This window comes from Microcoleus vaginatus PCC 9802 (assembly GCA_022701275.1).
In the GTDB taxonomy this organism is placed as follows: domain Bacteria; phylum Cyanobacteriota; class Cyanobacteriia; order Cyanobacteriales; family Microcoleaceae; genus Microcoleus; species Microcoleus vaginatus_A.
The window spans coordinates 4,588,520-4,601,827 of record CP031740.1; the positions used below are offsets into that span (position 1 = coordinate 4,588,520).

Consider the following 13,308-nt stretch of genomic DNA (forward strand, 5'->3'; position numbering starts at 1 on the left):
TATGCAACTACTGAAATCGCCTGATGAATCGCCAGTCTATCAAGGACAATTCGGCGAATTTACGATTACTCAAAACGATCGCACGGGAGTGTTGATTTACCGCGCTGGATTGGGGGTAGCGGCGCTGTGTTTTGCGATCGGCACTACTCTGGTGTTGCAACAGGGCGACAACCCGATTGCAATCCAAGCTGTAACGCCTGTTTTTGCTTGTTTCTGGATAGCTTTAGGCGTCAGCTTAGCAACTATTCACATTTACATGATTGCGCTGCACCGAACACTACAGGTGTTTTGGGCGATCGGCGGCGCGGCAGCATTGTTTGTCGCCCTACAAAGCAGCCAACCTCTAGCTTTAGCAGTGTACGAACATCCCGCCACGTTGTGGGGAATTGGCTTTACTTTTGCCGCCTTAAATGGCATTTATTTTAAGGAAGCATTCTGCTTTAATCGCCTCGAAACTAAGTTTTTGACTCCGGGAGTTCCTCTCTTAATTTTAGGACATATTTTCGGCTTTTTATCAGCAGAAAATGAACAACTTTTGCTAGCCGTTTGGGCGACTTTGTTTATCATCTTTGCTGTACGCAAGTTTTTTCAACCGATGCCACAGGATATCGGGGATAAAAGCGTTTTTGAGTATCTGAAACACCAATAGTATAGAAGAAGGAAGACGGCTCTTCTTCCTTCAACATCTGCTATATGAAATTTGCAACACTGCGAAAACTCCAAATCAAAATTAGTCTAATCCGCCGCCGAGAAATGTGGGCAGTTACCAGGGAAGGCTGGGTAATTGCTCTGATGGGATTAATAATAGCAATGCTCTTAATTCTCACAAATATCCATCCGTTTTTGGCGGTAAATGCGCCAATTAAAGCAGATATATTGGTTGTCGAAGGCTGGTTGCCCGATTATGCGATCGAAAGTGCGATCGCCGAATTCAAAAAAGGCGAATACAGCCAATTAATTACCACAGGAGTTCCTTTAAGTAAAGGCTACTATCTGGCTGAATATAAAAATTATGCCGAACTGACCGCCGCGACTTGTATTGCGCTAGGATTTGATAAAAACAAATTAGTAGCAGTACCAGCGGCGAATGTTTTGAAACACCGCACGGCTGCTTCTGCGATCGCACTTCGGGATTGGTTTTCTACTTCAGGTTTAAAAGTTAACTCAATTAATCTTTATTCCTTTGGCCCTCACGCCCGCAGAAGTTGGATTGTTTTCAAAGAAGTGCTGAATCCTGAGATTAAAGTCGGGATTATAGCGGCGGAACCGCAAGATTACAACCCACAAGAATGGTGGAAATCGAGCGAAGGTTTTCGGACAGTAATCGGAGAAATTATTGCTTATATTTATGCCCGTTTTGTAGATTGGAAAACCTAGCCAGTAATTATCAACCTCCCTCTTAATTCCCTTCGCGTTCTTAGCGCCTTCGCGGTTCGTAAAAAAATATTTGTATAGCAGTTGTAAATCTGTAGAAAGACAGGACAAGGCAGTGCCCTTTCCTACCATAATCACACCAAAAATGATAAAATCCTTCTCAGATAAGTTGAGGGCAACTCGTTGTTAGAAGAACGCGCTTACTGGTTAGCCTGGTCGCAAATTAACGGTATCGGGCCGATTTTGTTGCAAAGATTGCACCATAATTTCAATAGTCTGGCAGAAGCTTGGGCGGCAAAACCAGTAGATTTAATGCGAATCGAAGGGTTTGGGAAGCAGATAATTGAAACCATTGTGCAAGAACGCAGTAAACTCAATCCCCAAGAATTTATCGAAAAACATCTTATAAAAAATCCCTGTTTTTGGACGCCCGCCGATCCAGATTATCCCCGCTTATTATTGGAAATTCCAAATCCGCCACCAGTGTTGTATTATCGTGGTTTAGTTGATGTAAAAGAGAATCAAGGAATTACGCCGACAGTGGCAATGGTTGGCACTCGCAGCCCTTCGGAATACGGCAGAAGGTGGAGTCGCAAAATTAGTACGGCTTTGGCTAGAAGCGGTTTTACTGTGGTTTCGGGATTGGCTGCGGGCATTGATACAGAGTCTCATACAGGCTGTTTGGAGGCGGGAGGAAGGACTTTTGCAGTAGTGGGGACGGGAGTAGATATTGTATATCCTAAACAAAATGAGAGGTTGTGCGATCGCATTTTGCAGCAGGGATTGGTAATTAGCGAATATCCCGCCGGCACTCAACCGAATAAAACTAATTTTCCGCGCCGAAACCGCATAATCGCTGCCTTAAGCCGCGCTACAATCGTGATAGAAGCTCCGCATAAATCGGGTGCTTTAATTACTGCTTATCAAGCGAATGATTTTTGCCGGGATGTGTATGTTTTGACGGGCAGATTGGATGATGAGCGTTCTTTTGGTTGTTTGGAATTGCTGAGTAAAGGTGCTCATCCGATTCTGCCAAATAGCGATCGAATGTTAAGCGAAGACAGGTTGTTGGAAATGCTCGGCGCTATGCCAAAATTGGATAGAGCCGAGCAGTTGTCGCTATTTCCCCCAAATCCGACGGTTGAGAAGCAAGGGCCGCCGTTGGAGCCGGAATTGGCTAAGGTGTTAAGTGCGATCGTATCTGGGCCTATTTCTTTTGATACAATTGTGGAAGCAGCGGGATTAGAAGCGGGAAGAGTTTCTAGTATACTTTTGCAGTTGGAATTGTTGGGATTAGTTTCGCAGTTACCAGGAATGCGATATCAGCGGTGCTGATTTGTAAGTAATACGGTTTAGGCCATTGGTGTCAACTTAAGTCTAAAACCCTCTTTATCTCTCGTTTACCGCCGAGGCCAGATCCCCCTAAATCCCCCTTAAGAAGGGGGACTTTGAGAAGATTCTTGTCCCCCCCTTTTTAAGGGGGGTTAGGGGGGATCAAGGCCTTGATAGTCAGCGGTTGAAACCGCATATATACAAACGAAGTCAGTCTCTAAGAGACTGAAGAATAATAAGGACTAAAGTCCTCATTACGAACCTTTAAATCAATCCGAAATTGACCGCACTAATACTGCTAGCAGAAACACCATTGAGAGAAGCTAAAATCTCCCCTGTTTGTGCCAACCGGATTAAAGTTGCACCGCTATCTTGACTAATCGTCAATTGCGAGAAACTCAACCCGTTACCCAATACTAACAAATCTTTACCGACTTCAAAATCAGTAATCGTATCAGTACCGGAATTCGTAGAGAGTAGGAATTTATCTACTCCCATTCCTCCTATTAAACTATCACTTCCCAAACCGCCATTCAACAAATCATCTCCCTTACCTCCGTAAAGAATATCATTACCATCATCGCCATTCAAAATGTCAGCACCGCGACCGGCAAACAAGGCATCATCACCGCTACTTCCCAAGATTGTATCGCTACCTTTGCCACCGAAAATAGTGTCATTCCCCAGAACTCCATCGAGGGAATCATTGCCCCTCATCCCCATCAACACATTATTCGCGCTGTCGCCAGTCAGGATATCGTCGCCATTTGTACCGAGAATTGAATTGGGAGAATTGCTGCCCAAATCTGCATCACCGCTGACAACAGGAGTTGCAATCCCAGCCGGCAATATTACAGCTTCAATTCTGCTATCTAAAGCAGTACCAGTATTGTCAGCAACTACCTGGGAAATTGGTTTATTTCCGGTACCAACTTCTTTGAAGTCTTGAGTGGTTGGGCCCAAGGCTACTTGTTGGAGGCGCGCAAGTGATTCAGGAATTGATGTTGCTGTTGGGTTGGAGACAGCCGCATCAATGCGTTGATTTACTGTTGCCATTACTGTCGCAGCTTGCGAGGTAATTTGGCTGACAGTTTGAATGTTGAAACTGGGGTCTATTTGCTGAATTTTAGTGGCAGCTTGCTGAATGATTGGTTCTAAAGCGGCTGCATTGCTGAGATTTAAGACTGTACCCGATTGAATTTGATTGGTAATTGAACTGACAACAGCCTTGACAATATCGCTATTGGCTGCACTGGAAGCACCGTCAATCAAAGCGCTGGTTTGAGTGATGAAGTTTTGGACTTTCACCATTTCTGCTAAGACTTGGACGCCACCAGGTTGGTTGTTATTGGTGGCTTCTATTGGATCTAAGCTAGTCAGGTCAACTTCAGCGGGGAGTCCAAGGGCAGCTTTGACTAAAGATTGGGCTTCTTCTGGTTCAATTCCTTTGTCGATTAAGTCGGCGACTAAGGTGGTTAGGAGGGTGACTACACTCGCATCTGGGGGTGCGGTGACGGGTGTTTCTAGGGGTAATCCGGTGGCGGTGTCAGTGCCTCCAATCGCAACTAGATTGCCTTCTGATGGGTCGATTTCTCCGTTTTTGTTGGTGTCGAAAGTCTCGAAGGGGATGTTGAGATTGAATTTACCGCCTGTGTCGGTTGTGGTGGATGGTTCGTTGGTGTCAAGGACGGCGTTTTTGTTGGCGTCGAGGAAGACAGTTGCACCGTCTATGTAGCCGTCGATTACCCAGCGATCGGTTCCGGGGTAAGTTGTTACCGTGAAAATCTGTTCGCTACTAGCACCGTAAGAGTCTGTAGCGATTAACTTTGCCCGAAAAGGTTGCGCGCCGGTTGGGGGAGTTCCGATGAACCGGATCTCGTTTGTCGGGGAGTCAAATTCAAGTCCGAGCCAGCTAGAGTATGGGTAGCTGTACAAAGGACTGCCATCAAGTAGAGTTAACTGGTAGGAAATCTGGTCGCCGTCGGGGTCAGTATATACATCCTTGATGGCTTGGTTAAACTCACTGTACCTCCCACCTAAACTAATCTTCTCTTCTGGCGGGCGATTGCCAACTGTAAAACTGCCTTCTGTGGCAAACTCTGAACCCGCCCAAGCAGCATCGATCGCTTGTACGCTCCAATAATATGTCCCTGGAGGCAAGTCTTTGAGTTGCCATTGAGTGTTTTGATTGACATTCCCCAACCCAACAACTTGCCGAGTTCCATTGTTCAAAGACATGGGGGGAAGAATATCTATGCCCCCTTCCGTAGTGCCAACTCGCAGGTTGTAGCTTAAACCGGGACTTGGAGTTTGAGCATCTGTTGCTGGGTTCCAATTAAAAGTAACATTTTGACCGTCTGGCTGGGCCGATAGCCCTGTGGGTGCGGTGGGTGGAGTGTTCGCGATCGCAGTATTGCTGCGGTACACTTGGTTGCCCAGCAAAATATCCAATTTGCCGTCACTGTCGTAGTCTCCCCAAGATCCCTGACCGTCACCAGTCACTCCAGCACTGGTATCTTCGCTAAAGCCGGTGCCAGTGTTGCGGTACACTTTGCTGTCGAGCAAGATATCGAATTTGCCATCGTTGTCGTAGTCTCCCCAAGCTGCGGAACTACCACCGGGCAAGGCGGCAGTCGTGTCTTCGCTAAAGCCACTGCCTGTGTTCCGGTAAACTTTAGTGATGTTGCCAGAATCTGAATTACCCGCCAGCAAGATATCCAAATCGCCATCATTGTCATAGTCTCCCCAAGCAGCCGAACCATTAGAAACACCGGGCAAAGCGAAAGCTTCGCTAAAGCCGCTGCCAGTATTGCCAAACACCTTAGCTATTTTGCCTGAAACACTATCGCCCGTTAGCAGGATATCGAGTTTGCCATCCTTGTTATAGTCCCCCCAAGCAGCCGAACCGTTGAGAACACCGGGGAGTTGGGTAGTAATATCTGCCGTCAAAACAATATCGCTCTTGCCAGTATTGCGATACAGTAAGCTTGCGTTTTCCAGCGTACTAAACGTACCGTCTGCATTTTCAGTCGTGATACTTTGTTGGGTGGCTTTCAGGATATCCAGTTTGCCGTCATTGTTGTAGTCTCCCCATGCTGGCGAACTACTATTATTGGGACTTATGTACTCGATCGTAGATCCATTCCAGCCATCGCCATTGTTGCCGAACAATTTGAGACTGGATGGTGTTCCGTATTTGCCTCCGTTTGTTTGCAAGAGAAAATCTAGCTGGCTGTCGTTGTTGTAATCTCCCCAAGATGCAGCAGAAGCTGACTCCCAACTTGGGTCGCCGCTTTCAGCGGTAAAGGTACTGCCACTATTGCGGTACAGCCAAGTACCAGTGAAGTCAAAAGAGCTACCGAAGCTGCTAAGTGGCTTAGGGCGGCCCGACGCGATAAAATCCAGTTTCCCATCACCGCTGTAGTCTCCCCAACCGCTAATCGCTCCGCCGTTGAAATCATTAGAGATTTCCGTATTGATTTTGTTGAAAGTGTAACTGCGTTCGAGATTAGTCACGCTGACATCTTGAGGATCGAAACCTGAGTACCGGGCACTGCCAAAAGAACTGCCACTGTCCGCAGATTCGTTGCTTATAGCCTCTCCAAGAATAATTTTGTAGGGACGATCGCCATCAGATTGATTATCGTTAATACCCTTGATTGTGACAGTCTGAGCTATATCCCAATTATCAGGAGTGAACTTCAGCGTCGATACAGAAACAGTTCCTTCTGCTGGGTTGTCACTGCTGACTGGGATGACAACATCAGCCATAGGTTGCTGAGTCAACACAACACTGAAATTAGCAGTGTCGCCTGCTTCTGTTGTAATCAACTCGTTTGTTGGGCCAACGACAATCTGAGGATATTGATTGTAGGGATCGGCATAAACGAACATATTGGTGAGACTGACATCAGAGGCATCTAGACCTGAGTATTTGCTGTCAGTGCTGATGGCAGGGGCGGTAACGATCGTGTAAGGTCGGTTAGCAGCAGCAGAGAAAGTACCACCCTCTCCTTTTACCGTTACCTCCTGGGGAATATTCCAGTTGTCAGGTGTAAAGGTAACTCCTGGAGTAGAGAGGCTACCTTCTGTGGGATTTTGAGGAGAAACGTTCAAACCGATCGTAACAGGAGCCGTCGGCTTGCTATTCAGTGCGAGGGTAAATTTGGCTTTGCCACCTGTTTTAGTGGTGATTAATCCGTTGGTGGGGGAGACGGTGATGCCTGGGTTAGCAGCAGTGTCAGAATCCAAATCTGAAGAACTCTCCTCAGATGGCGGTATGGTGTTACCCCTGTTAACAACAGTGGCATCCGGTGCGTTAAGGCCGTTGTAGCCACTATCCGCACTGACAGCAGGGGCACTCACAATCTGATAAGTCTGATCGCCGTCAAATACTCGATCGTCCACACCCGTTATCGTAATCGGCTGCCACTGATTCCAATTAACAGAATTGAAGGTAATCGATTCGGTTGAAATTACTCCCTCTGCCTCATTGCTGCTACGCAAATCAATTCTCACATCTGCAGTCGGTTGCCTGGTGAGTTTGATGGTGAAAGTGTCTGTGCCACCTGCTTCTGTAGTTACTAATCCCGATGCCGGACTAATAACAATGCCAGGGCTTCCAAGTATTGGTTCTACTACAGTGCCACCACCGCCGGGTTCTACTACAGTGCCACCACCGCCGGGTTGTGCTACAGTGCCACCACCGCCGGGTTGTGCTACAGTGCCACCACCGCCGGGTTGTGCTACAGTGCCACCACCGCCGGGTTCTACAGTGCCACCACCGCCGGGTTCTACAGTGCCACCACCGCCGGGTTGTGCTACAGTGCCACCACCGCCGGGTTGTGCTACAGTGCCACCACCGCCGGGTTGTGCTACAGTGCCACCACCGCCGGGTTCTACAGTGCCACCACCGCCGGGTTCTACAGTGCCACCACCGCCGGGTTCTACAGTGCCACCACCGCCGGGTTCTACAGTGCCACCACCGCCGGGTTCTGGTGCTAAATCGTTATCCGCGATCGCCACTGTCACCCCTGGAACCACAATCCCACTATTATACTTAGCATCCGTGCTAGTCACAGTGTGAGTGATGTTAGCGCTCTGCGCCCCTTCCACAACCGTATCGTCAACAGCTTTTACCGTAACGGTTTGAGCCTGATCCCAATTATCTGGCGTGAAAGTCAGAGGCGCGATCGTCTCAATCTGATTACCTGTTGTGAGAGTGATAGTTACAGGGGCGCTCGGCTGGGATTTGAGCACCGCACTGTAAGTACCATTTGCACCGCCTTCTGTAGCAGTTGTTGCCGTGGGAGTAATAGAAATACCAGCGGTATCATCGTCTTTATTGGTAAGGCTAACATCCGCTACATCTCGGTTGCTGTAATCTCCATCTGTGCTAACAGTAGTCCCCGTGACAACTTTGTAGCCCATATCGCCGTCAGCAAGGCTATCATCAACCCCAGTTACTGTCACCTGTTGCGGTGCACTCCAGTTAGTCGGAGTGAAAGTTAGGGTATTAGGAGAAACTGTTCCCTCGGCAACATTATCCGTGTTCAAACCGATAGTAACATTAGCAGTCGGCTGAGTATTCAGAACCACAGTAAAGTTAGCACTAGAGCCAGCTTCGCCCGTAGTTAATCCCGCAGTTGGATTCACCGTAACTCCCGGAGTTTCATTGTCACTGTTGGTGACTGTGACATCATCAGGATTGAGGTTATTGAAATCAGGATCGGTACTCACAGCAACAGCCGTGACAATTTTGTAAGGTTGATCGCCATCAACTAGCAAATCGTCAACACCTGTCACCGTTACTTTTTGGGGCTCATTGTAGTTAGCGGGAGTGAAAGTTAAGCTATTAGTTGAAACGGTTCCTTCGGCAACCTTGTCACTGCTCAAACCGATCGTAACGTTAGCAGTTGGTTGAGCATCAAGTTTGACAGTAAAATCTGCCTGGCCACCAACTTCACTTGTAGTTAATGCTGTTGGGTTAATAGTAAAGCCAGCCGTATCATCATTACTGATAGTTGTGGTAGCAGTAGCAGTGGTAATTGTCGGTGTAGAATCTAATTTCGAGGGATTGGACAGCGTAACCTCAAGGGTTTCATTAGCTTCGATCGCTGCATCGCCTAAAACGTCCAGAGTAATGGTTTTCGATGTCTCGCCCGCTGCAAAATTAATCGTACCAGTCGCAGCAGTTGCACCGGATGTGCCACCGATGTTTTTGTAGTCGCTGACGTTGCTAGCAGAACCTGCGATCGCATAATCTACTGTGCTCGCCAACTCAGTGCAACCGCTGCGGGTAACAGTAAAAGTGGCAGCAGTTGTGCCGGAGTTGCCTTCAGTAACGGTTGCAACACCAGCAGTAACCGCGTAGTCGATCGGATTAAGCAGAATTGTCACCTTGCTAGCACCCGATCCGATGCGATCGCCTGGCCCTGAGATCACTCTGTTAAATCCGGCGTAAATCTCGGAATTGACGGGCCCCGTAGCATCAACTTGACCGTTGAGGGCGTAAAGATACGGCGAATTCAAGCTATTGTTTAGCCCGTTTTTGTTATCCCACCCAAGTTGTTCGTTGCTGACTTCTAACTCGACACTCGAAGCGTTAGTCACAAAGTTAGGCAAATTTCCTGGGGTAAGTTCTCCGCCAGGAGGTGTATTATAGTCATTGCCGAAAACGCTCATATTGCCGTTAACAATGTTCATCTCGGCATCGCGGCTTTGAGTGCTGCCATCCCCTCCATAGCCATCGTTTGACCCAGAGTCGCCCAGATTTACCGTCCATCCTGACGGGGTTTGGTCGTATTCAACGATGAATTTGGCTTTCTTGATCTTGCCGTCAAAATTTATTTTTGCTACGGCTTCTAACCAACTGTCTGCGTTGGAGTCGGTAGGGGTATTTACTAGAGAAATAAACGGGTTTGGCCCACCAGTAATTGTGCCTGTTTTGAGGTCTATTTGGTACGGACTCAGGGTTGATGTACCAACCGGTGGTGGCGGTGGCGGTGGCGCTACATCGTTATCAGTAATCGCCACTGTCACCCCTGGAACCACAATCCCGTTATAATTCGTATCAGCGCTACTCACAATGTGAGTAAGATTAGCGCTGTGCGCGCCTTCCACACTCGTATCATTAACCGCTTTCACCGTAACGGTTTGAGGGTCATCCCAGTTATCCGCAGTGAAAGTCAGAGGGGCGATCGCCTCTATCTGATCACCTGTTGTGAGAGTGATAGTTACAGGGTCGCTCGGCTGCGATTTCAGCACCACACTGTAGGTACCATTCGTACCGGCTTCTGTAGCAGTTGTTTCCGTAGGAGTAATAGAAACACCAGCCGTATCATCATTACTGATAGTTGTGGTAGCACTAGCAGTGGTAATTGTCGGTGTAGAATCTAATACCGAGGGATTGGAGAGCGTAACCTCAAGGGTTTCATTGGTTTCGATCGCACTGTCGCCTAAAACATCAAGAGTAATGGTTTTCGATGTCTCGCCCGCTGCAAAATTAATCGTACCAGTCGCAGCAGTTGCACCGGATGTGCCACCGATGTTTTTGTAGTCGCTGACGTTGCTAGCAGAACCTGCGATCGCATAATCTACTGTGCTCGCCAACTCAGTGCAACCGCTGCGGGTAACAGTAAAAGTGGCAGCAGTTGTGCCGGAGTTGCCTTCAGTAACGGTTGCAACACCAGCAGTAACCGCGTAGTCGATCGGATTAAGCAGAATTGTCACCTTGCTAGCACCCGATCCGATGCGATCGCCTGGCCCTGAGATCACTCTGTTAAATCCGGCGTAAATCTCGGAATTGACGGGCCCCGTAGCATCAACTTGACCGTTGAGGGCGTAAAGATACGGCGAATTCAAGCTATTGTTTAGCCCGTTTTTGTTATCCCACCCAAGTTGTTCGTTGCTGACTTCTAACTCGACACTCGAAGCGTTAGTCACAAAGTTAGGCAAATTTCCTGGGGTAAGTTCTCCGCCAGGAGGTGTATTATAGTCATTGCCGAAAACGCTCATATTGCCGTTAACAATGTTCATCTCGGCATCGCGGCTTTGAGTGCTGCCATCCCCTCCATAGCCATCGTTTGACCCAGAGTCGCCCAGATTTACCGTCCATCCTGACGGGGTTTGGTCGTATTCAACGATGAATTTGGCTTTCTTGATCTTGCCGTCAAAATTTATTTTTGCTACGGCTTCTAACCAACTGTCTGCGTTGGAGTCGGTAGGGGTATTTACTAGAGAAATAAACGGGTTTTCCCCACCGGTAATTTCGCCTGTTTTGAGGTCTATTTGGTACGGACTCAGGGTTGAAGGTTGACCGTTAGCAGCAATAGTTAGTGTGGTTTGTTTGGTAGTACCGGCAACGCCACCGGTGATTGTGCCAAAGTTGAAGATTGCGGTTTCGGCATTTTCAACTAGGTTGTCGGGTTTGATAGTAAATGCAACATTCTGGGTGAGTGCGTCACCTGTGGCACCTGCGGGGAATGTAATGGATGTCGGCGAAAAGGTGTAGTCTGAATTTTCGGTGGCTGTGCTACTGGGGTCGATGACAATTGGCACTGTCACGTCAGCGTCAGGAGTGGCGCTGATAGTAACGGGAATATTGACTACTGTATCGGCAGTTCCTTCAGTGCCACTGTAAGTTGCAGCCCCGAAATTTACCGCCGGGGTTGTATTAAGCAGAATCGAGGTATTTTGAGAGTCAAAGTTCGCCGTAGCTAAATCGGATAAGCCATCTTTGTTAAAATCGCCTACAACAATACCTTGGGGACTGTCTCCCACAACAAAATTAGTGGCAGTGCCAAAGCTGCCATCGCCACTTCCAAACAAGACGGAGACATCGCCCGATGAATTGTTGGCTGTAGCTAAATCAATTTTTCCATCGGCATTGAAGTCACCACTAGCAATAGCAAGGGGTTGTGTTCCAACGCCAAAGTTGGTAGCTGCACTAAAGCTTCCTGTGCCAGTTCCTAACAGTATTGATACGTTGTTTGACCCACCTTCATTACTCGTTGCTAAGTCAGGATTATTGTCTCCGTTAAAGTCTCCTAAAGCAATGTAATTAGGGCTATTTCCAACAGTAAAGTTAGCGGCGGCGCCGAAAGTGCCATCAGCATTCTGCAACACGATGGATACGTCGCTAGAACCCGAGTTCGCTGTCGCAAAGTCTGACTTGCCATCCTTGTTAAAGTCGCCGACAAGCACAAAATAGGGAGTTGACCCCACGCTCAAATTAGTGGCTGTGGCAAAAGTACCATTACCATTCCCCAGCAAGATGGAGACGTTGTTAGAGGTTTGATTGGCTGTAGCTACATCAAAATTGCCGTCGGCGTTAAAGTCTCCCACAGCTACGCCATAAGGACTTGACCCCACCCCAAAGTAAGTGGCTACACCAAAAGTGCCATCGCCATTCCCTAACAGGAGAGAAACGTCGTTAGTAGAATTATTGGCCGTAACTAAGTCAGAATTGCCGTCTTTGTTAAAGTCCTCTACAGCGACAGACCAGGTAGTGAGATCGCTTGGCGGGCTGGTGTTAAGATTAGTGGCAGCGCCAAATTTGCCAGTGCCATCTCCCAGTGCGATCGAGACGTTGCGATTAACTCCAGTGGTTGCAAAGGCTAGGTCAAGGTTGCCGTCTTTGTTAAAGTCCCCAGTCGCAACTTTACGGAGACTGTAGGTTATGGGAAAATTAGTTGCCGGATCAAAAGTAGGCAGAACATACTCGTAACCTGCTAATACTTCGGCTTCAAATACCAGCGGCGTTTCTATTTCCCCGGTTCTGACTTCCAGTTCCCAGTCGCCGCCTTTTGCTACACTTCCGGTGAGGTTTTTGGAAGCCGCAACCGATGCCCCAGTTAACTCACTCAAGCGTTTGACAAATGCTTTTCCTGTCTCGCCTGCTGCTACACAGCACCCGTACAGCAGGATATTCGGTCGATTTTTGCTCCTTGAGTCGGTTCGTTGCGAAAACCATTGCTGTAGAGAATCCCGATCGCACTCTATATCATCTAAACTCAAGCGAACGTCGCCTAGTTGCAAGCTGCCCGGAGCACCGTGAGAAACGATGTGAATGCTGTCAATATTAGTACGAAGAGCTAAAATTTGAGTAATTTGGTCGATCGCATCCCGGTTCCCATCCAAAACGACTACTTCCGTACCCGGTGTTACTCCGGCAATCAAACTTTGATAATTTTCTACTTTAGTGTCGATAAAGGCGATCGCACTTGGTGAAACTTGATTATTTAAATTTGGCATACTGCACCTACTAATAGCTAAAAAAAGACAATGATTCCCCTGTTTCGCGACTTGCATCGGAAACACTTTCTGAAGGTTGTAGTAACCATAACTGTTTTTTGAGAAAATCTATATAAACTTTTCTTTATAAACACTTTTTTAGTTAAAGTTTTGATAAAGATGGGGAAATTTATTAAGTAATATTACGGATGAGCCAGCGCGAGGTGGATTACATAACACAAAAGCCGTTCAATAGCAAGTGTGATTAGACTGAAATATTAAGCTCGGGATTTTTGATACATATCTGCGATCCGGTTCCGCCCTTCGTTTCAACCCCTGGCGGACTTTCGGGCAAGGGTGGGGGCGGGT

4 protein-coding genes and 6 pseudogenes are annotated in these 13,308 nt (G+C 47.7%); 3 read left to right on the forward strand and 7 right to left on the reverse strand.

Going from position 1 to position 13,308, the window contains the following annotated elements; all coding sequences use genetic code 11:
* The first annotated feature begins 1 nt into the window (after position 1).
* From D0A34_18670 to dprA, 3 genes are all read left to right on the forward strand, one after another.
* Complete coding sequence (locus D0A34_18670; GenBank protein ID UNU20636.1) at positions 2-649, forward strand: hypothetical protein; 648 nt, start codon at positions 2-4, stop codon at positions 647-649.
* A gap of 44 nt (positions 650-693) precedes the next feature.
* Entirely contained in the window at positions 694-1,377 is a 684-nt protein-coding gene (locus tag D0A34_18675; GenBank protein ID UNU20637.1) for a YdcF family protein, read from the forward strand.
* A gap of 180 nt (positions 1,378-1,557) precedes the next feature.
* Positions 1,558-2,709 carry a DNA-protecting protein DprA gene (dprA, locus tag D0A34_18680; protein UNU20638.1) on the forward strand — a complete coding sequence of 384 codons (1,152 nt, stop codon included), beginning with the start codon at positions 1,558-1,560 and terminating at the stop codon, positions 2,707-2,709.
* 261 nt (positions 2,710-2,970) lie between these two features.
* On the opposite strand, the gene D0A34_18685 is transcribed toward dprA, so the two are convergent.
* From D0A34_18685 to D0A34_18715, 7 genes and pseudogenes are all read right to left on the reverse strand, one after another.
* Positions 2,971-3,351, reverse strand: a complete 381-nt coding sequence (locus D0A34_18685; GenBank protein UNU22367.1) for a hypothetical protein — start codon at positions 3,349-3,351, stop codon at positions 2,971-2,973.
* 78 nt (positions 3,352-3,429) lie between these two features.
* Positions 3,430-4,944, reverse strand: a pseudogene (locus D0A34_18690) (peptidase C11 clostripain).
* A gap of 816 nt (positions 4,945-5,760) precedes the next feature.
* Positions 5,761-6,600: pseudogene (locus D0A34_18695) on the reverse strand (VCBS repeat-containing protein).
* A 1,110-nt stretch (positions 6,601-7,710) separates the two neighbouring features.
* Positions 7,711-9,411, reverse strand: a pseudogene (locus D0A34_18700) (peptidase C11 clostripain).
* A 705-nt stretch (positions 9,412-10,116) separates the two neighbouring features.
* A pseudogene (locus tag D0A34_18705) lies at positions 10,117-10,743 on the reverse strand (hypothetical protein).
* A 282-nt stretch (positions 10,744-11,025) separates the two neighbouring features.
* Positions 11,026-11,535, reverse strand: a pseudogene (locus D0A34_18710) (hypothetical protein).
* An 882-nt stretch (positions 11,536-12,417) separates the two neighbouring features.
* Positions 12,418-13,017: pseudogene (locus tag D0A34_18715) on the reverse strand (DUF4347 domain-containing protein).
* Positions 13,018-13,308 lie beyond the last annotated feature (291 nt).